This window comes from Bradyrhizobium ontarionense, from assembly GCF_021088345.1.
Taxonomy (GTDB): Bacteria; Pseudomonadota; Alphaproteobacteria; order Rhizobiales; family Xanthobacteraceae; genus Bradyrhizobium; species Bradyrhizobium ontarionense.
The window spans coordinates 5,841,525-5,866,474 of sequence record NZ_CP088156.1; the positions used below are offsets into that span (position 1 = coordinate 5,841,525).

Genomic DNA, 24,950 nt, shown 5'->3' on the forward strand with positions numbered 1-24,950 from the left:
CTCAACGAGTATGATGTTTTGTCGCAAAGATCATACCATTCGGTCGGCGTTTCGCTTTGTCGAGAAATGTTCGCAAATTCAGAGGCTTGCGAGCATCCGAGATGGCATGGTGCTTAGCACAATCAAGCTCGGCATCTGCCGAAAAAATAGGCGATCGTGCGCGATTGTATGCAACTAGGTGCTCGGTCTATTCGGTTGCCGAAGCTAGGGTGATAAGCAGCCGGGACGAGTTCATGGAGGGCGAGACACCGGTGATCATCGATGCTGGCGCGTCCTATCACTTCAATGATTGTCGGTGGCCGGTGGAGATCGTGCGCTCCGTCAGGCATGTCGGACAGCGCTATCTGTTCGACGACAATCTCACAGACGTGTTGCTTACACGAGAGCCGATCTTTTGCCTTCGTCGACATTCCGGGTCGCGACTGGCATGGCAGGGGCTCGAGCGGATGCGTTTTTCTTTTCGCGTGCGCAACACAACGAATATGCTCGATGCCGCCCGGTCCGATCCTGGTTACCCCGACCAGGTCTACCTCGCCGTTCCGCCGACCTTCGAGTTGTCGGCGAATGCGAATTGGTGAACTGAGACAACGGCAACGCTCGATCCTGAGGAATAGCTCCTTAGGGACGCAAATCAGCAACAACTTTGGCGCTGGCAAAAGACGGCCTCCGGCACTTGGGGGAGCCGGAGACCGAGATGGGTATCGGAAAGATGATGAATGCCTGAAGCGTAACCTATCGCGACGGACGGGTGAACCCTGAATTTTGCGACGAGCTTTCAGGACAGAACGCGCAATCAAATCGGGAAGTTTTCCACGTCAGGGCAGGAAGATCCTGATGCGACAACTATCAAATCGAAATAGTTGGATGAAGGATGATGCGACTTGTTCGTCATTTCTTGACGCTCGCTTTTGCCGGCCTCTACGATGCGCGAAGGATCCGATAGAGATCCATGGAGGAACGACATGGAAGTAAGACAAGGTCTGCATCGAGCGCGAGCTCGCTCGGCTCTGCGCGCGGCTGCCGCCCTCTGTGTGGCGCTCGTCATTCCGGCAGGCGGAACGATCGCGCAGGAATTGACGCCCGATCGCATCAAGGCGACGATCTCGGCCGTGGACAGCGCGATGATCAAGGTCAATGCCGCGACGTCGAAGGACTGGCCGACCATCGGTCTCGACTACGGCGAGACACGCTTCAGCAAGCTCGACAAGATCAACGCCGACAACGTGAAGGATCTCGGGCTTGCCTGGAGCTACAATCTCGACTCCGAGCGTGGCGTCGAGGCGACGCCCGTCGTCGTCGACGGCATCATGTATCAGACCGCCTCCTGGAGCGTCGTGCATGCGATCGACGCGCGCACGGGCAAGAAGATCTGGACGTTCGATCCCGGCGTGAAGCGCGAGCTCGGCTACAAGGGCTGCTGCGATGTCGTCAATCGCGGCGTCGCCGTCTACAAGGGCAAGGTGTTCGTCGGCGCCTATGACGGGCGGCTGATCGCGCTGGACGCGGCGACGGGTCAGAAGGTCTGGGAAAAGGACACCCTGATCGACCACGAGCATTCCTACACCATCACCGGCGCGCCGCGCGCGTTCAACGGCAAGGTGGTGATCGGCCAGGGCGGCGCCGAATATGGCGCGCGCGGCTACATCACCGCCTACGACACCGAGACCGGCAATCAGCTGTGGCGCTGGTTCACGATTCCCGGCGATCCGTCGAAGCCGTTCGAGGACGAGTCGATGCAAGCGGCGGCCAAGACCTGGGATCCGTCGACGAAGTACTGGATCAACGGCGGCGGCGGCACGCCGTGGGACACGATCACCTATGACCCCGATCTCAACATGGTCTATCTCGGCACCGGCAACGGCGCGCCGTGGAATCGCAAGATCCGAAGCCCCTCCGGCGGCGACAATCTCTATCTCGCCTCGATCGTCGCGCTGAACGCCGACACCGGCAAATACATCTGGCACTATCAGGAGACGCCGGGCGATCACTGGGACTACACCTCGACCCAGCCGATGATCCTCGCCGACATCGCCATCGACGGCGCGCCGCGCAAGGTGATCCTGCACGCGCCGAAGAACGGCTTCTTCTTCGTGATCGACCGCACCAACGGCAAGTTCATCTCGGCCAAGAACTTCGTCGATGTGAACTGGGCGACCGGCTATGACGCCAATGGCCGCCCGGTCGAGGTGCCCGCCGCGCGCGGCGACGATCCCTATGATTCCATTCCCGGTCCCTATGGTGCGCACAATTGGCACCCGATGTCGTTCAATCCGCAAACCGGCCTCGTCTATCTTCCCGCGCAGAACATCCCCGTGAACCTCACGCCGGAGAAGACCTTCGTCAACAATGCGCCGACCCCGGGCAAGTTCGGCGGCGTGACGGCGTGGAATCTCGGCTTCGCGTTGAACGCGACGCCGCCGAAGGCGCCGGCATTCGGGCGGCTGCTCGCCTGGGACCCGGTGCAGCAGAGGGAGGTCTGGCGCATCGAGCACGCCTCGCCGTGGAACGGCGGCACGCTCACCACCGCCGGCAACCTCGTCTTCCAGGGCACCGCGGACGGCCGCTTCGTCGCCTATGACGCTCGCGACGGCAAGAAGCTGTGGGAGACGCCGACCGGCACCGGCGTGGTCGCCGCGCCCTCAACCTACATGATCGACGGCGTGCAATATGTCTCGATTGCGGTCGGCTGGGGCGGCGTCTATGGGCTTGCGGCGCGCGCCACCGAGCTGCGCACGCCCGGTACGGTCTACACCTTCGCCGTCGGTGCCAAGGCGAAGCTGCCGGAGTTCGTGAAGTACCAGACCGAGGGCCTGCTGCAGGGCGTGAAATACGACCCGAAGGACGTGCCCGAAGGTACGGCGCTCTATGTCGCCGCCTGCGCCACCTGTCATGGCGTACCCGGCGTCGATCGCGGCGGCAACATCCGCAATCTCGGCTACGTGCCGGCCGAGGAGATCACCAAGCTGAAGGACATCGTCTTCAACGGACCATTCCGCGACCGCGGCATGCCTGATTTCACTGGCAAGCTCAAGGAGGAGGACGTGGTCAAGATCCAGGCCTTCATCCAGGCGACGGCCGACGCCATCCGACCGAAGCAGCCGTAGCAGCCAACATGCGGTGGCCGGAGCCGATTGCTCCGGTCACCGCGCGATGCCCATGTTGATTTCTCGAGTTTCAGCGGGCTGCGGCACCCAGCTCAGGCAAGATCATCTCTCCCTGAAGGCCTTGGAGAACTGGTCCTCGATCGGCTTCATGAGATACGAGAGCGCCGTGCGATCACCGGTGCGGATGTGCACCTCCGCCGGCATGCCCGGCACGAGCCGCTTGCCGTCGAGCCGGGCGAGCTCGACGTCGGGAATCTCCACGCGGACCGTGAAGAACTGCTCGCCCGAGCGCTCGTCCTTGGTCAGATCGGCCGCGACGGAGTGCACCAGACCTTCGAGCTCGGGGGTCCGGCGCTGGTTGAAGGCGGCGAAGCGCACGAACGCCTGCTGGCTCTGCAGCACCTGGTCGATGTCATGAGGTGCGACCTTGGCATCGACCACGAGCTTGTCGCCTTCCGGAACGATGAGCATGACCGGCTCGCCGGCATTGATCACGCCGCCGACTGTGTGAACGTTGAGCTGATGCACGATACCGGACTGCGGCGCTCGAATGTCGATTCGCCTCAATTGATCTTCGGCGGCGATCCGACGCTCGACGAGGCCGGCCTGCTTCGACTGATTTTCGGTGAGCTCCTGGAGCAGCTGGGACCTGAATTCCTGATCGATGCGCAGGATCTGCAGCTCGATCTCGGTCATCTTTCCCTTGGTCTGCGCGGCCGATGCCTTGAGCTGCTCGTGCTCTCCCTCGAGCCGCGCGGTGTCGCGCCGCAGAGCAAGCATCTTCGCGCTCAACACCAGCCTCTGGGCCTCGAGCCCCGACAGGCTGTCGAGCTCCTTGCCGATGAGCGCGATCTCCTTTCCCTTGGCGGTGATCTGGCCTGCGATGCCGCGGAACTCCTCCTTGAGCTGGGTCACGCGCTCCCTGAGCTGCGATTTCTGTCCCTCTCGCGAATCCCGCCGGGTCGCAAACAGGCTTTGCTCGGCAGCAACCAGCTCCGCAATGGCAGGCTCGCGCCGGCGTGCCTCCAACTTCGCCGGGACAATCACCTCGGCAAGGCCATCTCGCTCTGCCTTGAGCCGGGCCTCGCGCACCATGAGTTCGTCGAGCTGCTTGGTCACCGTCTCCAAATTGGCATGCGTCAGCGTCTCGTCCAGACGCAGGAGCAGCTCTCCCTCTCGGACCTTGGCGCCGTCCCTGACCTTGATCTCGCCGACGATGCCGCCGGTCGGGTGCTGGACTTTCTTGACGCTGCTGTCGACCACGACGAGACCCGACGCGATCACGGCGCCCGAGATCTGCGTGCTTGCGGCCCAGCCGCCGATCCCGCCGACCAGGAGAAACATGGCGGCGAAGCCCGAGAGCATGTAGCCATGCACCCGTGCCTTGGTGCGTTCCGAAACCTGCTCCCGCTTCATCATGGCATAGCCCCGGCGAGCGCCTCGGTGACGACCTTGAGGCCCGACGTGGAAGAGGCTGCTGGACGCTGGGCCACGGAGGCCGGTTGCAGCATGCGCCGCAGGATCTCGTCCTTGGCGCCCAAGGCCTGGACGCGCCCGTCGACCAGCGCCAGCACCTTGTCGATGCCTGCGAGCGCGGAGGGACGATGGGCGACCACGATGACGATGCCGCCACGTTGTCGCACGGAGAGAATGGCGTCGGTGAGCGCGACATCGCCGCTGTGATCGAGGTTGGCGTTGGGCTCGTCGAGCACGACCAGGAAGGGGTCTCCGTAGAGCGCGCGTGCGAGCGCGATCCGCTGGCGCTGACCGGCGGAGAGCACACTGCCTCCTTCGCCGACCTCCGTTTCATAGCCCGAGGGAAGATGCACGATGAGCTCATGGACGCCGGCGGCGCGCGCTGCTGCGATGATCTTCTCGCTGGTTGCGGTCTCGTCGAAGCGGCAGATATTGTCCGCCACCGTCCCGTCGAACAGCTCGATGGATTGGGGCAGGTAGCCGATGTGCCGTCCGAGTTCCGCCGGCGCCCATTGATCGAGCGTCGCACCGTCGAGGCGGACGCCGCCCGTCGGGCCGCTGCCATTTGCTTTGAGCGGCTGCCAGACCCCGACGAGAGCCCGCGCCAGGCTCGACTTGCCCGATGCGCTCGGTCCGATGATGCCGAGAGCATCGCCGGCGCTGAGCGCGAAGGCGACGTTGAGGAGGACGGGCTTGCCCGCGCCGGGCGGAGCGACCGAGAGATTTTCAACCGCGAGCGAGGACTTGGGCGCCGGCAATTGGACGCCGGCGGTCGGCACCGGCGGAAGCGCCCTGAAGAGATCGGAGAGCCGCCGATAACTCTGCCGCGCGGAGACGAAGCCGCGCCAGTGCGCGATCGATGTCTCGATCGGCGCAAGCGACCGCGACATGATGATGGACGCCGCAATGATGGAGCCGGCGGAGAGCGAGCCGATGATGACGAGATAGGCGCCGAGCCCGAGCATTCCGGATTGAAGCAGAAGGCGGAACACCTTCGAGATGGCGGAGATTCCCGCGACTGCGTCGGATGCCTCGAGCTGGTCATCGATGTGGATGGCGTTCACCTTGCTCCAGCGGCGGGCGAGACGTGGCCCGAGGCCCATCGCCTGGATGACCTCGGCATTGCGGCGTGCCGCTTCGCCCAGCGCAAGCCGGCGCGAGGCCGAGAGCGCCGCCGCCTTCAAGGGGCCCTTGCTCCTGACATCCGTCACGAATGTCAGGGCCACGAGGACGAGGCCGCCTGCAACGCTGAAGACGCCGAGCAGGGGATGAAGCACGAAGATGACGGCGAGATAGACGGGGATCCATGGCAGATCGAACAGGGCGGTCGGTCCGAGTCCCGAGAGATACGAGCGGATCTGATCGAGGTCGCGCACCGGCTGCAAGCCGTCGCCGCCGTGCCGCGATCTCAGCGGCAGCAGCTGCACGGCGGCAAAGACGCGGTCCCTGAGCTCGTCGTCGATCCTGACGCCGACCCGGCTCATCACGCGCACGCGAACGAAGTCCAGAAAGCCGTTGGCGACGTAGAGCCCCAGCATCAGGAGCGACAGGCCGATCAAGGTCGGCACGCTGCGCGACGGCAGGACGCGGTCGTAGACCTGCAGCATGTAGAGCGAGCCGGTCAGTGCCAGCAGATTGATCGCACCGGAGAACACCGCGACACCCGCAAAGATCAGGCTGCAGCGGGCAAGCGCCTTCTGCATCGGCCCGGCGAAGAGGCCTGCCGCGGCCCCGTCACGCATCGACGAGATCCCGATGGGGCCCCGACGCCGCGGTGTCGACCGCGGTCTTCTTCTTGATGTCGAGATGGCCGACGGAGATCTTGCCGTCCGCGCCGCGCACCCGCATCTTCGGCTGACGGTCTCTGAGAGCAGCCTGCGGCAGGCTCCTGACGAGACCGGCGAGAACCTTCACGTCACCGGCTGCGTGCATGATCCACGGGATGTCGCCTGAGCGCCACTCGTCCGGCTTCAGCCGCAGCGGATGCGAGGGATCGGACAGACGTTCGTCGACCTCCTTGGAGACCAGCGCCCACAGCACGGCGCCGACGGGGACGGTCGCGCCGGTGTCCTTCGAACGCGCCTCTGCGAGCGCGTACTGGCCGCGCACGACCGCGGGAACCACCAGCCATTCGAGGTCAGCCAGCGACTGATGCTTGTCGCCGGGCGAGCGCATCAGAAGCGTCACGATCTCGCCGAACGCAGCCGCCATCTGCTTCGAAGCGATCATGCGCTTCTTGAGGTCCTCGGGACTCAACGCTTCATTGGCTCCTGCTGTGGCAGCGGCCGTATCGCCTGCAGCCGCGGTGCCTGCGGCTGGCGTGGCACGGACCGGGTCGCCAGCGGCCTGTGAAGCGGTCGCCTCGTCCGAGGCGATTTTCTTTCCGAACAACATGGTCATCTCTCCACTTGATGAACTGCGCCTGGCCCCAGCGATAGATCCGGCACGAGAGGGCAGGGGGGAGCCTATTCCACCATCGCCCAGCAGCGCTCGGCTAGACGATGAGGAAATCCTCGTTGGTCATGGCGAGGCCTTTGGAGAGGATCGCGATCTCGATCGCGCCGCCGGCCTTGTTGCCATTGGCGTCGTAGATCAGCATGCCGGTCTCCGCGTTGTAGATGATGTGGTCATCGCCATCGAGCGCCTTCGATCCAACGCGGAATTCGGAGGCCGACAGCGCCTGGCCCTCGTGACCGCGCAGCGCCGCGAAGATCTGGTGATCGAGCCAGATCGTGTCGTCGGCGACGGAAAAGTCCGTGATCGTGTCGTGGTTCTCCGCGCCGTGATGGCTCCACTCATCCCTGCCAGGCCCCCATGGGGTCCAGCGGCAGCCGGACGACAGCGGTGAGCTGAACACGAAGGCATCCGCGCCGTCGCCGCCCGTGAGCGTGTCATTGCCCCTGCCACCATCGATCACGTCGTTGCCTGCGCCGCCTTCGATGACGTTGGCGTTGCGGTCGCCCTCGAGGTGGTCGTCGAAGGAGGAGCCCTTGAGATTCTCAAAACCCCGAAGCGTATCGATGCCGGTCGACGTCCCCGTGTCCTGCGCGCATGAAATAGCGAGACTCACGGAAACGGCCGACGTGGCATGCTCGTAGGACACGGTGTCGATGCCGGCGCCTCCGCGCAAATCGTCATTGCCGCCGCCGCCTTCGATGATGTCGTCACCGCCGCGTCCGTCGAGCCGGTTGTCATCAGCGTTGCCGGTGATGGCGTTGGATTCGGAGTTGCCATTGCCGTTTCTGGCGCCATCGAGCAGCACGAGGTTCTCGACATTGTGTCCGAGCGTATAGTTGATGGCCGAGCTCTCGACCGTGTCGGTCCCCTCGTGCCAACGCTCGATCACCTTGTCGTTCGCGCTGTCGACGAGATAGATGTCGTCGCCGCGATGACCGATGAAGGTGTCTCGTCCGCCGGCGCCGTCGAACAGATCGTTGCCGTCGGTGCCCACGAGCGTATCATTGCCGGGGGTGCCTCGGATGACAGGCGTCTCGGCTACGTCGGTGATGGCGAGATGATAGGATACGGTCCCCTCCGGTCCCCCCGGGATCGAGGCGTCGTCAACCACGACCGAGACGTCCAGGCCGTGCATCTGCTCGTAGTCGAGTTGCGCGCCGGCCTTGAGATAGAGCCCGGTGACGCCCGCGACGGTGAGGATCTCGAACGCACTGGCATTGCTGCCGGCGAGCGCAAGGGTGTTCTGCCGGAAGCCGCTCGCCGTATCCGGATCGCGCAGGATGATGTCGGCAACCTTCAGAGGGGCGTCAATGGGCGTGTTTTCCGCGATCGAGGACAGCACGGGCGCGAGTGACACCGAGGCTGCCTCGTTCACGTCAGTGACATCAATCGAGAAGGTCCTGTCGGTGCTGAGGCCCCCCGAATCCGTGACCTTGACGCTCACCTCGTGCGAGCCATTGGTCTCGAAATCGAGGACGGCACCGTCTGCCACCACGAGCTTGTCGTCGACGATTGCAAAGCGCCCGCCTGCGTCGTCGGTCAGTTCGAAGCTCTGGACATCGTTCGCGTCGGGATCGGATGCCGACAGCATGCCGATGACTGTGGCCGCAACCGCATTCTCTGCGACTGCTGTGCCGCCGAGCGCGATGTCGGTCGGAGCCTCGTTGACATCGGTGATCGCGATGGAGACAGCTATGCTGGCGTCGGGCGAGCCGGCGGCGGCCGCGTCGTCGACCGTGACAGTCACGTCGAGCTGCGTCTTGCCACTCTCGAAATCGAGCACCGTACCGGCCTTCAGGTAGAGCGCGTTGCCGTCGATCTCGAACAGGCCGCTGTCACTGCCGGCGAGGCCGAGCGTGTTCGTGCCATGGCCGTCGTCCGTCACCACGATGTCGGCGATCTTGATCCGCTCGTCGGTCGCGCTGTTCTCGGCGATCTCGGTCACGGCGTTCGCGAGCGATAGTTCGGTCGGCGGCTGATTGGGCGGCGGCAGCCCGATGTCCCGGTCGGTCAGTGTGCCGTCAGCGAACTGGAACAGCTCGACATTGGTGACGGTGTCCACCGTGCCGTCATGCAGGTTCGTCACGCTGACCACGCGGTCGTTGATGGTGATGGCATAATCCGCGATGGTGCCGGTGAACACGGCTGTATCCGTGCCCGCGCCGCCATCGAGCGTGTCGTTGCCGCCGGCTCCGCCGGCGAGCGTGTCGTCGCCGACATTGCCGGTGAGCTCGTCATTGCCCATGCCGCCGGTGAAGACGACGGCTTCGCTGGTCTGCGCGATCGCCTTCACGGAACCGACCGCGCCCTCGCCGGTGACGCCCGATGCATCGAGGGTGCGCAGCGCGCCGATATCCGTGCCATCGACCGTGAGATCCCAGCCGGTATTGCCAGAGATCTTCAATGTCGTCGTTGCATCGAGGTCGAGGATCTGCGCAAGCGCGTCCGTCGGCGCGGACGACAGGGGCGGGATGTCGATGTTCGGATCGAAGGGGGCGTCATGATAAGTCGCATCGCGCGAGTCCGTCGTGATGTTGACCGTCTCTGCGTCGACGATGTGGATCGTGCCCTGGTCCTCGCCATCCGTTGCGAGCCCGATGAAATGCAGGGTGATCGTATCGTTGGCAGAATCCCCAGCGAGATCAAGATGAAGCGTGCCGAAATCGTTCCCATAGGTCGTGAACAGGAAGCCGCCGAGGCCGTCGACGGACTGAACGGGATCGGACACCGAGCGGATGGTCACGTCGGAATGGTCGACGACGCCGATGACCGAGTTGTCGACATCGGCATGGGTCCCTCCGGTAAAGCGCAGCTTGGCGAGACTGTCGAAATGGGCGACGTCGACAACCTGGTTGGTGAGCGATGTCGCGTCGAGCTGAAGGGTCTCGAAGTTCTGGATGCGCCCGCTGATGTCACCGATCGCGGCGGCAACGGCAAAGGTCATCCGTAGCGTATCGCCGGCTACTTCGGTTTGAATGGGAGGCGAGCCGATTGGCGTGAATTCCGATACGCCCCCATCGAGCGTGCCGCCATCCTGGAATGCGCCGCTTCCCAGAATGCGCGCCTCGTCATCCCCGGCGCCAAGGTTGATGCTGCCGCGCAGTCCGCGCCCGGCATTCGTGCCGGCGTCCTCGCCCTGCGTGCCGTCATTGGACATGTTGACGTCGCCGAGATTGCCGAAGCGGATCTGTTCGCTGCCCATGCCGCCGGAGAAGGAGTAGCCGGCGTCACCGCCCGCCGTCGCCAGCCGGCTGTCGTCCAATGGCGTCTCGATGGTGAGAATGCCGAACTGACCGAGCTGTGACAGATGCTCGACCGGGCTGAAACCGGTGAAGGGCGCCGTAATCGTCGTGACGTTCGGAACGTACCATTTGATCGCGCCGCCGTTCACGTGCAGGAACGTCAACGATGTGGCCGACGCAAACGACAGATTGAAGTCGTTGACCGCTGCGCCGTTCCATTTGTCGGCCAGCAGGCCGGAGCCGACGGGGTCCGACACCAGACGGACACTGGTCGCTGTGTCGTCGATGATCTTGGCGTCGGCTCCCATGTTCATGCCGAACGTCATCAACGTCAATTCGCGCGTACCCGCGGCGGCGTGAACCGTCACGGTCTCGGTCATCTCCTGGTTGAGCGCATTTCCATTCGGCGTGTATCTGCCGAGCCAGGTCAGCTCGAGCAGGGTCAGGGCATCGCTGGAGATGTCGACCGTGCCATAGGTGTGCTCGATGCCGACCGTCTGCAGCATGTCGCGCTTGCCATGCTCGGCTCCGAGATCCGCGATGGTGACGTCGTCGGCCCAGTCGATGACGGAGCCGATCTCGTAGCCGTCATATTGACGCTCGATCGGATCGTAGGATTGCTGGAAATAGCCGTTCTGGATGACGTCGACGACGGGGCGCGAGAGCGCCCTCGTATGATCGGCGAACGCGATCTGCTCGATATCGTCGTACTTCATTCCGGTCCGCTCGGCCACGCCGTTGACGATCCGTTCGAAGTAGACGGTCTGGTCATGGAACGCCGGGGTCAGCGTATCGAGCATGTAGATGCAATACTCCGCCTCCTTGCCGGCAAGCACCAGCGTGTCGAGGCCGGCGCCGCCGGTGACGTAGTCTACGTCGCCGCTGCCGGGCAGCAGGCGGTCGTCGCCGTCGCCGCCGATCAGGTCATCGCTACCGGAGCCGCCGACGAGCAGATCGTTTCCATCGCCGCCGACCAGCAGGTCGTCACCGCTCAGGCCATAGAGCTTGTCGTTGCCGGTGCCGCCATTGAGGTAGTCGCCACGAGCTCCGAGATACTTCCAGGCCTCGTCATTGGTCTGATCGTCGCTGCCGATGAGCAGGTCGTTGCCGCCGCCGCCGGCGATCGAATCGCCCAGCAACGGGTACGCCCCGCCACCGATCAGCGTGTCGTTGCCGTCGCCGCCGATGATCGTGTCGATACCCGCACCGCCGTCGACGAAATTGTTGCCTGGCCCGGTGAAGATGATGTCGTCGCCGCCGAGCCCGTAGATTTCGTTGTCGCCGGCATCGCCCCGCAGGGTCTCGCTTGCCGAGGTCCCCATGACCGTGCCCGCCCCCTGACGGTCTGCCGGCGCGGTTGTGACGGTCGGCGGCGCCTCGACGGTCCGATCGTCGGCTGCGACGATCGCCTGGGGCGAAGAGGAGACGACGGCAATGTCGTCGGCCGACAGGTCCGAAGGCGCATCGGACAGCCGCGCAAACTGCACGGCGGCGGCGCTGCCGCTGCCATCGGCGTCGAAGAAGAGAGCCCCGGTGCTCGCGTCATACAGAATGCGGTCAAGCGCCGTCAGCGAGCCTTGGCCGACGACATAGAACACGTCGATGCTGAGCGTTCCGAGATCGAGGCCGGCGAAGATCGACGAGTCGAGCCAGATCGTATCCTCGTGATGCGAGAAGTCGACGATGATATCGAGGTTGGCCGTCGCATCGAGCGCGCGATCGAACAGGAAATGATCCGCTCCCTGGTCGCCCTCGAGAACGTCGCTGCCGGCGCCCCCGGACAGGGTATCGCTGCCGTCGCCGCCGATCAGCATGTCGTTGCCGCGCATGCCGCACAGCTTGTTGTCGAGCTGATTGCCGGTGATGACGTCGTTGCCATCGCCTGTGACCGCGTTCTCGATCGCGGTGTCGGCGGCGAAGGTCAGGAACGCCTGACCGTCGACGCTCGAGGTGTCGCCGCTGACGAGCGAGACGATCAGGTTGCCGGTCATGGCGGCCATGTCGAGCCAGTCGGCGTTGCCGCCGTCGTCGCTCAACGTCTGGCGGGAGCTCTGGTTGGCCAGCGTGGACAAGACCTCGTTGGTGTAGTGGTAGACATCGTTCGAGAGGTCGTTGCCGCCGGCTGCGTCGTCGCGCCCGTGCAGCGTGACGGTGGCGGCGTTGAGACGCCCGGCCTCGTTGCCGAACCAGGAATCGGTGATGCGCAGGGTCCAGATGCCGTTGACGTCCTCCCCGCGGAAGGCGTTGGCGCCAAGGCTGAGGTGTACGCCGCCGGTTGCGTCGTCGAAGATGAAATCCCGGTTGAAGTCGGCGAGTTCGACGACAGTGCCATCCGGCGAGATCAACGACATGCTGAGATCAGCGAGATATTTCGAGCCGATGCCTTCGATGCCGCCGAAGATGTCGATGACGACCGAGGCTGTCGACGCGCTATGGGCAATGTCGATGTCGATGTTGACGAATTCGACGTCGAAATCCTTGCCCGAGAAATCGAACTGGATGTCCGTGCTGGTCAGATCACTGATGGCGGCGCCGGCGGAGAACGTCGACGACACCGAGGTCTCGTTGGCGCTGACCTGCGGGGCCGCGAACAGGCTCCACACCTCGGCCATGCGCACTGCGTTGTAGGCATCGACCGCGCCAAAGCCATAATCTTCCGAAAAGTGCAGGCCGCCGCCGTTCCAGTTGTTGGCGCCGTTATAGAACCAGCTATTGTCTTCCGACGCGGTGGGTTGGCCGCCGATGCCGCTGCCGATCTCCCGCGCTGAATAGGCGAGGATGTTCTGGACGTCGCGCCAGCCGAGATCTGCGTTGGCGTCGAGCATCAGGGCGACGATGCCGGAGACGATCGGCGTCGCACCGGAGGTGCCGCCGAACTGGTTAGTATAGTCGGACGGGACGATCAGGTCACCGCTCATGTTATAGCCGAGATCGCCCAGCAGATCGGTCGTCACGAGCCCCGGATCGATATGCACGTCGGCCGGGTCGAGGAAGCCGCGGCGATCGCCGCTCGACGGCGCGGAGACCAGCAGGTTGGCGCCGAAGTTCGAATACCAGGCTGCATCTCCGGTCGCGTCATAGGCGCCGACCACGATGGTCGCGCGGGACGTATCCGCGGCGTCGCCATTGGCATTGAGATCGTCATTCCCCGCGGCCTTGGTGATGATCGTGCCGAGGCCGCCGCGGCCGGACTCGACCGCGGCCATGAAGCCCGCCACGATCTGCGCGTTCGATGCATTGGCCGCCTGGTAGAAGATCGGCTGAGCGCCCCAGCTGTTGGAAATGATGTCGAACTTGCCTGCCTGGCTGAGCGCCTCCAGGAAGCCTGCGAAGTTGCCGTTGATATTGGCGGTGCCGCTGAAGATCGGGACTCCGGTGATGCTGCTGCCATAGGCGACGCCGACCGTGCCGAAGCCGTCACGCGCGGCGGCGATCAACCCGGCGACGGCGGTGCCGTGCGCGCCGCCGAGGCTGGTCGTGATGGGGAGGCTGGCATCGAGGTGCTCGCCGCCGACGGTGACTTCCAGGCCGGCGTCATAGTTCGGCGCGAGATCGGGATGCACCGTTTGAATGCCGTCGTCGTAGATGCCGACATGAACACCGGCCCCCGTGAACTCCTCCCAGATCTTCTGAATGTCGCCGAGAAACCCGAAATGCCACTGGTCGTCGAACAGATCATCCGTGGGCGGCGCTTCGGTGGAGGCCGTCGTGGCGAAAGCGCTCGTGCGGGTACTGGTGTCAGCGGCGCTGTTGCTCTCCTTGCTGGAAACGAGCAGATCGCTGCCCGGGTCAGGAAGCACATGTTGGCGCGGACTGCCGTCGTTTGGGGTGCTCAGGGCGGCTCCGCCATCGACCATTGCGGTCGCGTGGTTGGCATCCGCCTGGGATTGCCCACCTAGGGGCACATCAAAAGCAACCATCAGGGGAGCGTCGTCGGTCAGGATGGGCGATGCCGCCGTGTCAGCGGTGATTGCGCCAGAGGGCAGAGGTGCAGTCGCGAAGCTATGTGTTGCATCGTCGTGTCCGATCGCGCCGGTCGAGTCTGTGGTGATGGCGGGCATGCGACCGGGAGCGATGTGAGACTGTTCTTCCCCATGCCGGACGTCCACCAGAGCCAGCTCGGGTGCGATGTCGAAGCCTGCGGGATGGAAGGATGATGGGGCAGGAGGCGCGGGATCGGGCATCGTGTGGATGCCATGACCAGTCTCAGGTGAGTCTGGCGAAGTGCCGAGAGAGACGATCCACGAGACAGATTGGGTTTTCCGCTCATTGGCCATGGCGTCCTCCTACCTTGTTGTTCCTGGTTGATCGCTGTGCGCGACGTCGACGACGTCATCCTAGGCTGTCACTCTCAAGGATCGCGTCGAGCGTCCAGCAGGCCCCTACGGACGTTCGAGTCGTTCGTCGAGATGTGGATGAGCGGGCCCAAGCCCGTGACGTGCGGAGCCGATCGTTCGCTCGGCATGTAAGCCGAATGGATCGTTTTGAAGAGCCTTCGGGATTGCAGCTCTGCGAGAAGAGCCATACCGAGCTCTTCTGTTACGAAGAGTCCGAGGGCGGGCGATCGACGACAATAATTCATAATTGCGTAGTTCGTCGATTTGTATGGCGAAAGTTCGAGATATGTATCCCTTTGTTGCGCTCGTTGCGAAGGTCTGGGTATCGATGGTTCTCAGCAGAGATCTCCAGACTACAAAATAGCGCTCAGGTTGATCTCTGATTTTTCGCATTTATGCCGATGCTTATTATGAGTTACTGCAAAATTATCCAAAGCCAGTCTGACAAGACCTCGCGCACGACGATAAGCTGATTAAGTAGTAAGGTAGCTTGTTGGGAGTCCGCGATGGGCAAATAGTGTCGCCAAGTCGGGAGATGTGCGGCTTTCTGACCGGGATAATGTCTCGGCTCCGCGATGAGAGAATGCCCCGCGGCGTCGAATTTGTGGCAATGAATCAGAAGCGTCTTCCGGTGTTGGGCGGACTCAAGCATGAGGAGCGATCGGCAAGGATGGGAAGACGCTTTGTCAGATCCGTGCTGTGCTACCGGCGACACCTTCCCCGCAACAGCGGTCAGCTGAGACGTTTTGCGCAGACGAGACGTGAGTTTTTCCCGAACGGCGCTTTGGAACGACAATGGCCGCGCTCCACTGCCTTTTGTGTCACAGAGTCGGCGTGCGATTGCCGTCAGATCGTTGGACAACGCCGGCGTCTCATTCGCTGTCGAAAGGACGTGCACATGACGCCGCATGCGCTGCAGATCGTGCGTCTCCGGGTTTGCGCGTTGATGCCGGGCCTGGATACCGGTCTCCGTACGACGATGATAACCGACGAGCCTGACGCGCAGCCTGCCTTTTGGCTCGTCGCGGCGCCTGATACGGCAGGATCTCCCACCTCCACTCATCCGTTCGGCCTCGGTCAGGTCTTTGCAGCGGGAGGGAGGTCGAAGATGGCTTGCCGATGAACCGCCTGTCCCATTCGGCTTTCGGCGTCGAGAGGGTGCATGACCTGCTCGAGCTCCTGACGGATGTCGCCCGCCTTCAGTCGGATGGCTCACGCCAGCCGGGAGGGCACGATGGTGCCGGTACGGAAGATCTCGTCCTCACTGCGCAAGAGCTCGAGGCGCTTCCGGGCGTTGTCGTCAACACATACGATGCGGACGGGCCGATCTGGCTCGCCATAGAGCTCGCCGCCTCAGCCAAGCCACCGCCGCTCGATGTCGATCTCCATGGATGGGTCAGTGTGTCCTCGAACCCGGATCGCAGCCCCGTCATCGCCGACCGGAACATCATCACGGTCAGCGAATCCGAGAAGGACTTCCTGATCTCGTCAGGACGCGCAAGTTTGGACAGCTTTCGAGCCGTCGAGCCCGATACAAGAGCACTGCCAGCATTCACCCTTTCAATCGAGCCCACTGACCGTCCCGATATCGTCGAGCGAATCGACCGTTACGTCACGGGTGTCTGGGCCGCGTGGGCCGATGCCGAACGCCGTGTCCGCCGCAATCTGGAGATCCATCGGCGGCTCCGAGACATCGGGGCGCAAGTGCGGACTAGCTTTCATGGCGAGGTCGTGTGGGGGCTGGTCGGTCTGACAGAAGGGAACGCTGGCCACCCGGTCAGCTTGCCGTTGATCGAGCATCCGATCGATATCGAGGTGAGTGACCGGGCCGACGGTGAGATCAGGGTCAGGCCATGCCTCGCTGGCCCCCGCATCAATCGGGACGCCATCGCGATGCTGAGGCCCGACAAGTCCGAGATGCTCTGCGAAGCGGCTGGCCGGATGCTCGACGCGCTTTCGCAATCGGGAGAGCTGTCCCCATTCAAGACGAATGATCTGGCGCCGGTCGTCACGTTCGTCGCATCGCAGCTCCACCATGAAGCAACAGCCGCTGGCAACGACGAACTTGCCTCCAGCACGGCCATTGACACAGACCGCTGGGTCCTGCGCGCTCGTCCACGCGCGATGTTTCCTGCGCTACGGGACGTCGAGCTGCTGAGGCAGGCGCGCATGCGTGCCGGGGGCGGCCGGTGCTGTCTGTCGTCGATGGCGGACGTGCTGCTCGGAGCATTCCCAAGAGCCCCACGCGGCCGGCAACTCCGGCTATCCCGCAACATCGGCGAACCGGTCGTCTCCACGTCGCAACCTGAGGCGGATGCTGCGGATCTGTTCTTCCCGTTCCCTTCGCAACCCGGTCTGGCCGCTGTGGTACGGCAACTCGCGGTTTCCGATGGTGCCATGCTCGACACGGCCAAGGGTGGGCAGCGGACATTGGCGATCGCCAACCTCATCTGTCACTATCTGGCGATGGGAATGCGGGTGCTAGTCGTTTCCAGCAGGAATGACGCGCTGCTCGGCCTTTATGAGACGGTGCCGCAGACTGTTCGAGACTTCACCACGTGCCTGATCGGTTCGGACGATGCGGTTCTCAGGAAGGCCGGAGCGCTGGCCGCGCGACTGCAGTCGCAGCTCAATCGCGACGATCTCCAAGATTCGGTCACGGAGATCTCCCGGCTGGAGCGTAACGTCGTTACGACACATTCGGAGCTGGCGCAGCTCGACGACGAGATCGGAGATCTTGTCAGCGATGATCTGCGGGATGTCATCGGTGCCGCCGAGACAGAAAAGCCGTACGAGGCGCTGACGAAGCTCCTCTCGGGCGGCCACGACCATACCTGGTTTGCCGACCGCCCCTCGCGGATCATCGGCCCACAAGACCCGCTCGTCGTTGCGGTCGTGGCAGCCCAGGAAGCGCGCCGTCGCACTGCCGATAAACTCCGACACCTGGCGGAAACTCTGCCTGACATCACTTGTCTACCTGACGGTCGAGCAGTGGCGAGGCTGCACCAGGATCTGCTCGGGTCCTGCTCTCCCGAAAACGGCGGCGGAGATGGCGAGGAACTTGCGCACCGCGCTATCGCGTTGATGGGGGCTTCGGGCGCGGGCAGGCTGGCGGAAGATATCGAGGCGCTCATCGCCGCGCGACGCGTCCTCCTTGATGAACCTTGGCTCACCCGCGTGTCTCCGCTCGCCGACGACGAGGGGGAATCTGATCGGGCGAGCATCATCATCAGCTGGGCGCGAGCGGCATCTCTCCTGGTCGCCAGACGAGCGGAGTTGGGGGCGCGCGCAGTCGACGTGCCCGACGAAGCGCTTGACGACGACGCATTGATCGACGCCGTCGATCGGCTCTCCGCCGGCGATCAAGGGCTCGCCGTATCGTTGTCGCTCGGCCGGCGGTCGCGAAGATCGCTCAAGACTATCAGGATTGCCGGACGTCCTCCGGCAGAGGTGGCCGATTGGGTCTCCGTGCGCGACCATCTGGTCTGGCGCCGCGATTTCCGTGAGCTTCATGCCACCTGGCGCTCGCTCGCTCGCGAGCTCGGTGCTCCGCCACTCGATGGAGATCTGGTCGTCACGGCCGAGACGCTGGAGCGTATCGCCAGATTCATCGAGGTCGGCGTGGTTTCTGCGGCGATGGCCATCCGACGGGTCCGGAAAGCGCTTTCCGTGCTCGTGATCTCCGACGACATGCTCGAGGATACGAAGCAACTGGGAAAGCTGGGCGAAGCGCTCAGGGCGACGCTCGCTCGCATGTCTGCACGCCAACGCGAGCTGACCGGTCTCAAGGAGCTGTTCTCGGGCGAGGGGGAACTGGCCGTCGCCGGACGCGTGGATATCCTATCCCGCATCGGTGTTGATGACATACCGCCTTGCGAGATCGAAAGACGATGGGACGCCCTGCGTGATCGTATCCGGGCGCTCAGTGATTGTGGTCCCGATTTCGAGTTCATTGAAGCGGCTGCCGTCATGGCCGCGGAGAGGGGAGCGCCAGCCTTTGCTCGGCTGCTGCGGTCCGAGCCGGCGAGATCGGATCGTGATCCCGTGTTGGATCGAGACTGGCGCATGGCCTGGAACCACGCAGTCCTGATGCAGGCGGGCGTGCTCGACCGGCACCGGCTGCTCGCTGAGCTCTCGACGCAGCGCGCACAGCTCGAGAAGCGCTCTGGCGAACTGATGGGCGAGGTCATTGGCGCGCGGATGCGGTTCGCGTTGATGCAGAGCAAGGGCGAGCAGGCGAGAGCGCGCTGTCTCAGTTTGCCGACGCAATGCGAAAGCTTGCGAGCGCCTATTCCGGACAGACGGCGTGCCGTTTCTGGATCGCGGCACGCGAGGCGCTACAGACGTGCGTCGAGGACATCCCTTGTCACATGCTTCCGAGCTGGCGTGTCCCCGAGCTGCTGGCGCCCCAGATCGGCGGCTTCGATCTGCTCATCCTGGATGGCGCGCCTCAATCGGACCTGGATGGGCTCGTGGCGATGTCGCGCGCCAGGAAGGTCTTGCTCGTTGATCACAACCTCGGGACACTCGTGGATGGCGAGGAGCGTGTCGAACGCCGGGTCCCGCCGAGTGGCCGAGATCTGTCGCGGCTGCCTCCCGTCTTGAGTGAGATGCTGCAGGCGAGAGTTCCCATTGCTCATCTGATACGGGCGGCGTTTCCCGAGGCAACTGTCAACCTGGATGCAACGGAAAGATCTTCCGGCCCGCTGAAGCGGCGCAGCCCTGAACCCGAGGCAGAGCTGGTGGTCAGGCCTAGCAGCGCGATGGTTGGACGGCCCGCGTCGCCGGCTGTTTTGGCCGCAGGGGCGATCGAGGACGAGATCGCGAAGGTCGCGCAGCATCTCTCCGTCTCGCGTCGCTCTCGTGCGCAACGCGCGGTCGGGAAGCCGAGCGGTCAGGTGGAGCCGGAAGCGTCTCCACGCACGGCGAGATCGCGGTTTGCGCCGCGTCTCAGCGCAAGCGACGCACTAAAGGATGCAAGTTCCGGCCCCGCACGCCGTACTGAAATCCATTCAGCGGACGGTTCGACAGATAGCGGGCAATCCGATCGTTCGATGCATTTCGAAAGCCTACGACTGACGGAGATCGTCACGATGGCTCCGGACATTCCACCGCCCTCACTTGCGCTTGCACCAGTTGAAGCAGAGTCCGCGCCGAATGCGGACCGCAGGTGGTCCCGTCGAGCTGCAATGGCTGCCGTCGTGCTGCTCGGGATCCTGGCAACGGGAGCCGAGTATTGGCGGCGAGCGCAGAGTGAGAGTTCCGGAGGTTGGGGGGCGGCATCTCCGGCCGTGGCGCGAGCCGACGAGTTCGGGCCGCACAAGGTCAGCTCGGAACGGATCCTGCCGGACGCCAGGCCCGTGACGGTCGGTAGGAGCGCAGGGCAGGGCGCGAGCGCTCCGGCGCAGGCCGTGTTGTATCAAGAGGACGCGCGCAACGCCCAAGGCAAGCGGTATTTGGGCAAAGTGAGTTGGCGGTTCGAGCGTGCTGCCGCGACGAAGTCGCCCGGCGTGCTGAAGGCCGATATCGAGCTGGACAACCATGCCAAGGTCGCTTTGTCGTTACGGCGCAACGTCGATTCCGAGCTGCCAGCCAGCCACGTCATGGAGCTGACCTTCGAGCCTCCCGCCGACCCCTCCGCTCCAGTCATCGCTGCGGTCAAGGGCATCACGATGAAAGGCAGCGAGGTGGCGCGCGGCGTGCCTCTGTCGGCTCAGACGGCAAAGGTCACGTCGAAATTCTTCATGGTCGCGCTGTCTGCCGTCGACGTCGACACCAAGCGCAACCTGGTCCTGCTGAAAGGCAAGTCCTGGTTCGACATCCCGATCGTCTACGAGGGCGGAGCCAGGGCCTTGCTGTCGATCGAAAAGGGGCCGGACGGCGATCTCTCGTTCAAGGACGCGTTTGCAGCCTGGGAGCAATGAAGTGGGCAAGTCCGCGTGAGAACGGCATGAATATCGCCATACGTCCCCGGCAATCTGCGGCGACCTCCGCCCACGCGCTGCCGACTAGCTTCGTGACCACCACATGCGGGCGCTGCGGCCGCCCGGTGCAAGTCGCAGCGAGCCGCTTGCACCCTCCGGCTTTTCGGCACCTGAGGGATCAGATCTCTTGTCCGGAGATCAATGAGCGATTTGAGCGTGGTGACGAACGAGACCTGCTGCTGATGATGTGCGGATCCCTGCAGGATGCGCTGCCTCATCCAGCCGGCGGCTGGACATCCGATCGCACAGCGACCGACGCTTCCGATCCGTCAGACCGAATGGCGGATGTCGACATCAGGCCCACGCGAGGGACGCGTTCGCGGGTGAAGGTTGCGGCTTGGTCATTGAGCGGCTGCGTCGCGATCATGCTGTTCGTCGCCGTGGCATGGCAGCTATGGGCGCGGTTGCAGGGCGGGGAAGCATCGTCTTCGCTGCAGATCGCTGATGTTGGCCCGACCGCATCCAGCGAAGCGACCGTGCCGCCGTCATCCGGCGACGACAGGATGGCCTCCGCAAGAGAGGCCGTTCCGAACGCCGCCCCGTCGGACTTTGCGCCGAGCAGCACAAACGCGGCCAAGCCAAGCGTGCGGACTGACGCAGACGTCGAGCGGGCGGCCGACGATTCGTCGTCGAGCCGTGATGCCATCATGGTCGCAAGGCCAGCGGTCGACGTCGGGCAGGGCACCGTCGCCAAACCACGCATTCCCGAAATGGTGCCGATCCCTGGCGGCGCCTTCAGCATGGGAAGCAACGATGATCCATCGGAGACACCGATCCACCATGTCGATATTCGACCGTTCGCGCTCGGACGCTTCCCGGTCACCGTCGGTGAATGGAAGGACTGCGTGGCTGCTGGAAAATGCGCGGACATCGCCTTGGGCCCTGACGACCATCCGATGGCCAATGTGAGTTTCCAGGATACCCAGGACTACGTTGCGTGGCTGTCGCAGCACACCGGCAAGGCGTATCGGCTTCCGAGCGAAGCAGAATGGGAATATGCCGCACGCGGCGGACGTCGAACCCGCTTTTGGTGGGGTGATCAGATGCAGGCCGGCATGGCGGGCTGCGGCGGATGCAACGAGTCCGGCGCGGCGCAACGCGTGAAGGTCGGCAGTTTTCGAGCCAACCCTTTCAGTCTCTTCGACATGGGTGGCGGGGTCGATCAATGGGTCTCGGACGGCTGGCACAAGAACTATCACGGCGCCCCGGCCGACAACACGCCATGGCTCGCCGACGGCAGCCATGTTCACGTCATCCGATCGGGTTCGTGGAAGAGCGAGCCGCGATATGTGCGAGCGGCCAGCCGCGACAATTATGACGGTCGCTTCAGATATCCGACGCTCGGATTTCGAGTGGCATCATCGATGTAGGTAATTAATGTGATGCGGAAAAGACTGCTCCGTTGCATGGCGTTCGCCGCGCCGTTGCTTCTCCAGGCTCATCCCTCCTTGGGAGAAGGCACAAAAGCGCCGAAGGGCGCCTATGTCTACATCATCTCGCCAAGCGACGGCGACACGGTCAAGCGCGGGTTCCGCTGTCGGTTCGGCTTGCGCAACATGTCGGTCACCCATGCAGGTGACAACTTTCCTGGCAGTGGTCATCATCATCTGCTCATCGACACAAACAAGCCGATCGAGGCCGGTCAGCCGATTCCACACGACAAGAATCACATTCACTACGCCGGGGGAGAGACCGAGGCCGTCGTCGAGTTGCCGCCGGGGAAGCATACGCTGCAACTTGCGCTCGGCGATGCCAACCATCTCAGCTTCGATCCTCCTGTCGTCTCCGAGAAGATCGTGATCACTGTCGTATCGAAATCCGGAGAGAGTCGTCAGGACTCCCACTCGACGGACAAGACAGGTGCGAAGAGCCGCGAACGACCACGCATGGCCGGATCGCGCGAGAGCAGGACCGAAGCGGTGCCGAGTGCTGCGGCGCCGTCGCAGGGAACCGATTTCTTAAAACGCCTTATCAGCCCGCGGAAGTAGTAGCTTCGGTCGACGGGAGCACTCGACGAGATCGGCTGTAAGCCGGTGGAGACCGTTGCTTCCACAATCACCGGAAAGGGTCTGAGCGTTTGCCGGATGCAGCACGGAGGTTGCCGCATCAATTGCTTGAGCGGCGCTCGTCGTGTCCGTGGACATCGATCGGGCAAAATTCCCATCAAATCTGCATCTTCTTCATGTTGCCTTTTGTCGATCAGAACTTCATGAGTGTCCTGCCGCGCATTTTAGCACTGTGCGTGGCTCGTCTATTCTATCCCATCAAGCCCGCCTCTCTGAGGCGGGCTTGTTTGATTGAGCCGGCTCATCCGGCTTCGCGACGAAGAACGGTTCTTCTTTGCAGTCGATCGGGCGATGGCGCGCCGATCGCCGCGAGTAACTTCGTCGTTGTGATCTCGGCATGCTCAGACGCCAACGGATCTTCTATTGACGTCGAGACCGTGCGGCGGGCGGACTCGCAACGGCGTGTTTACCTTCCATGACTCATCTCGTTGACATCCTATCTCGCTCGATCTGCAGGTGAGCGCGCTGTGTCGACCGGCACCGAAGGTGCCGTCGAGTCTCGCACGGGAGATGACTTTGGCGAAGAGGGCGATTGATCGCGCAGGTAGGCGACGATCGCAGCGAGATCGTCCGGCCGTAGCCAGGCGTAGGCCGCCACCGGCATTGGGCCACGCAGCACGGAACCGTCGGCGCGTTGGCCCGTGGTAATCAGCTTCGCCAGTTCAGCATCTGTGTGAGCGATCAACGCCTCGGGCGCAATGCTGGGAGCTGTGACGACGCCCCAGGCACCGCGGAACACGCGGCCGTTGGGCACGGTGCTCCCGCTCGGAGAGATCGTGCCGCGATCATGACATTCGGTGCAGTGCGCGAGGGCGGTCACGATGTACGAGCCGCGTGAGACTGGGTCGTCCCGCTGGCTGCTCGGCCTTGGAGCGGGAGTTGGACTGACTGCGGCTGGCGATGGAGACGGTGCGCGGGGAACGGCGTTACGGACCGGCGCGATACTCCGCAGATAGTCCGCGATCGCCGCAGCATCATCGTCCGACATGAACCGGTAGGCTCCTTGTGGCATCGGCGGGCCAATATGCGAACCGTCTGGCCGAACGCCCAGGCGCAGAGCATCGATGATTTGCTGCCTCGACCAGGTCCCGAGTCCGGTCTCGACGTCGGGCGTGATATTCGCCGCAAACACAGCGGACGCGCCGCTGCCAAATCGCGGGCCGCCGGACAGCGGAGCTGCAGACGGATCCCGCGGCGTATGACCGCTCCGGCAGGCCGCCACTGCGTTGACGAGGTAGGCGCCGCGCTCGATCGAGGACTCGGCGCATGACCGCGCTCCGCTCATCATCAAAAGCGCGAACGCCGCGGACGCTGTCTTGTTATATGGGCTCATGGCGTCTTTTCGAGGTTCCTCATGATCGCATCACGGAGCTCGCCCTCGATCAGGAGAGCGGAGCCGTAGTGCAGCTCTCGATCAAAGGCGAGCCGCCGGTTCATGTCCAGTGAAGCGCTCTGCATCGCGACCAGATGACCGCCTTTGTCGAACAGGCCCGAGCCGGATCCGCCGTAGCCATCGTTGCAATCGTGCCGCGCCCTACGGATCCCGCCTTCCGTCGGAGGGTCGACCTGGTGAATGCGGCACGGCTCGATGCTGGTCGAACCATTGTAGTTCCCGTGGCCCGCTGGCGAGACCATCGTCACCGTCACGATGAGATCGCCGGTCGGAAGTGTCGATATTGTCGGGGCAGGCTGCGGATTGACGGTCACCTCGACGGGATGCGCAAGGTGCGCCAGGGCCCAATCGTCGGTAATATGCAAGGCCTTGCCGTCACTGGGAATGCCAAGCTCCAAATCTCCGTCGAAATCGTAATTCCTGCCGCTGATCTGAAGATAGCAGTCATTGACGGATCGAGTTTCGTTCCCTTCGCGATTGCGGAAATTGTGTGCGTTCATCATCACCAACGATCGAGCGCCGATCAGCCAAGCCGTGGCGGCCTTCTTGAACAGCTTCGCCTCATCACGACAAAACAGCACACCGGCCCCCGGATATCGACGGTAGTCGTCGCTCGTCATCGGCCGGCGATGTTCCTCTAGATAGAGGGCTGCCGCTGTCGGTTCGAGCGTCTTGTGGCCTAACGGTGTCAACAAGGCGACGACGATGCTGATTGTCGAAGCGATTTTGATTTGCATCGGGGCGAACCTCGTGCCGCGTCATTCGATGATTGCTCCCAAGAAGACAAGCAGTGCTGTCCTATGTAGTCCCATCATCGCCGAACGGTGCCATAGGAAAGTTTCCCGACTTGGCCGCAAAAGGTCTGACCGATTTTTAAGACATCATCCTGGT

11 protein-coding genes are annotated in these 24,950 nt (G+C 63.5%); 6 read left to right on the plus strand and 5 right to left on the minus strand.

The genetic code is table 11. The features are described from left to right. Positions 1-233: 233 nt before the first annotated feature. Both LQG66_RS25780 and LQG66_RS25785 read left to right on the plus strand, forming a co-directional pair. Positions 234-578 (plus strand): hypothetical protein, encoded by a 345-nt coding sequence (locus tag LQG66_RS25780; RefSeq protein ID WP_231318452.1) that lies wholly within the window; start codon positions 234-236, stop codon positions 576-578. Positions 579-962: 384 nt separating this feature from the next. Next, positions 963-3,104 carry a PQQ-dependent dehydrogenase, methanol/ethanol family gene (locus LQG66_RS25785; RefSeq protein ID WP_231318453.1) on the plus strand — a complete coding sequence of 714 codons (2,142 nt, stop codon included), beginning with the start codon at positions 963-965 and terminating at the stop codon, positions 3,102-3,104. A gap of 102 nt (positions 3,105-3,206) precedes the next feature. Here LQG66_RS25785 and LQG66_RS25790 read toward each other — a convergent pair whose 3' ends face one another. The 4 genes from LQG66_RS25790 to LQG66_RS25805 all read right to left on the minus strand — a co-directional run bounded on the left by LQG66_RS25790 (position 3,207) and on the right by LQG66_RS25805 (position 14,079). Beyond that, positions 3,207-4,523 (minus strand): HlyD family type I secretion periplasmic adaptor subunit, encoded by a 1,317-nt coding sequence (locus tag LQG66_RS25790; RefSeq protein ID WP_231318454.1) that lies wholly within the window; start codon positions 4,521-4,523, stop codon positions 3,207-3,209. After that, positions 4,520-6,322, minus strand: a complete 1,803-nt coding sequence (locus LQG66_RS25795) for a type I secretion system permease/ATPase (RefSeq protein WP_231318455.1) — start codon at positions 6,320-6,322, stop codon at positions 4,520-4,522. The genes LQG66_RS25790 and LQG66_RS25795 overlap by 4 nt, the downstream gene beginning before the upstream one ends. Next, entirely contained in the window at positions 6,315-6,974 is a 660-nt protein-coding gene (locus LQG66_RS25800; protein WP_231318456.1) for a toxin-activating lysine-acyltransferase, read from the minus strand. The genes LQG66_RS25795 and LQG66_RS25800 overlap by 8 nt, the downstream gene beginning before the upstream one ends. A gap of 100 nt (positions 6,975-7,074) precedes the next feature. Next, positions 7,075-14,079 carry a S8 family serine peptidase gene (locus LQG66_RS25805; RefSeq protein ID WP_231318457.1) on the minus strand — a complete coding sequence of 2,335 codons (7,005 nt, stop codon included), beginning with the start codon at positions 14,077-14,079 and terminating at the stop codon, positions 7,075-7,077. A 1,656-nt stretch (positions 14,080-15,735) separates the two neighbouring features. Between LQG66_RS25805 and LQG66_RS25810 the strand changes: the two genes are divergently transcribed. From LQG66_RS25810 to LQG66_RS25825, 4 genes are all read left to right on the plus strand, one after another. Beyond that, positions 15,736-19,221: a DEAD/DEAH box helicase family protein gene (locus LQG66_RS25810; RefSeq protein ID WP_231318458.1), complete on the plus strand. Its 3,486-nt coding sequence runs from the start codon at positions 15,736-15,738 to the stop codon at positions 19,219-19,221. Then, the gene (locus tag LQG66_RS25815; protein ID WP_231318459.1) at positions 19,218-20,540 is read left to right on the plus strand and encodes a hypothetical protein; all 1,323 of its coding nucleotides are present in this window, start codon (positions 19,218-19,220) and stop codon (positions 20,538-20,540) included. The genes LQG66_RS25810 and LQG66_RS25815 overlap by 4 nt, the downstream gene beginning before the upstream one ends. 644 nt (positions 20,541-21,184) lie before the next feature. Next, positions 21,185-21,970: a formylglycine-generating enzyme family protein gene (locus tag LQG66_RS25820; RefSeq protein ID WP_231318460.1), complete on the plus strand. Its 786-nt coding sequence runs from the start codon at positions 21,185-21,187 to the stop codon at positions 21,968-21,970. A gap of 36 nt (positions 21,971-22,006) precedes the next feature. Further along, the gene (locus LQG66_RS25825; protein ID WP_231318461.1) at positions 22,007-22,588 is read left to right on the plus strand and encodes a DUF4399 domain-containing protein; all 582 of its coding nucleotides are present in this window, start codon (positions 22,007-22,009) and stop codon (positions 22,586-22,588) included. A 1,407-nt stretch (positions 22,589-23,995) separates the two neighbouring features. Here LQG66_RS25825 and LQG66_RS25830 read toward each other — a convergent pair. After that, entirely contained in the window at positions 23,996-24,796 is an 801-nt protein-coding gene (locus LQG66_RS25830) for a trypsin-like serine peptidase (protein ID WP_231318462.1), read from the minus strand. Between the last annotated feature and the right edge of the window lie 154 nt (positions 24,797-24,950).

Bases quoted from the DNA above. Each gene is read 5' to 3' on its own strand.
- LQG66_RS25780 (WP_231318452.1), top strand. From the start codon at position 234: ATGGAGGGCGAGACACCGGTGATCATCGATGCTGGCGCGTCCTATCAC.
- LQG66_RS25785 (WP_231318453.1), top strand. From the start codon at position 963: ATGGAAGTAAGACAAGGTCTGCATCGAGCGCGAGCTCGCTCGGCTCTG.
- LQG66_RS25790 (WP_231318454.1), bottom strand. From the start codon at position 4,523: ATGATGAAGCGGGAGCAGGTTTCGGAACGCACCAAGGCACGGGTGCAT.
- LQG66_RS25795 (WP_231318455.1), bottom strand. From the start codon at position 6,322: ATGCGTGACGGGGCCGCGGCAGGCCTCTTCGCCGGGCCGATGCAGAAG.
- LQG66_RS25800 (WP_231318456.1), bottom strand. From the start codon at position 6,974: ATGTTGTTCGGAAAGAAAATCGCCTCGGACGAGGCGACCGCTTCACAG.
- LQG66_RS25810 (WP_231318458.1), top strand. From the start codon at position 15,736: ATGAACCGCCTGTCCCATTCGGCTTTCGGCGTCGAGAGGGTGCATGAC.
- LQG66_RS25825 (WP_231318461.1), top strand. From the start codon at position 22,007: ATGGCGTTCGCCGCGCCGTTGCTTCTCCAGGCTCATCCCTCCTTGGGA.
- LQG66_RS25830 (WP_231318462.1), bottom strand. From the start codon at position 24,796: ATGCAAATCAAAATCGCTTCGACAATCAGCATCGTCGTCGCCTTGTTG.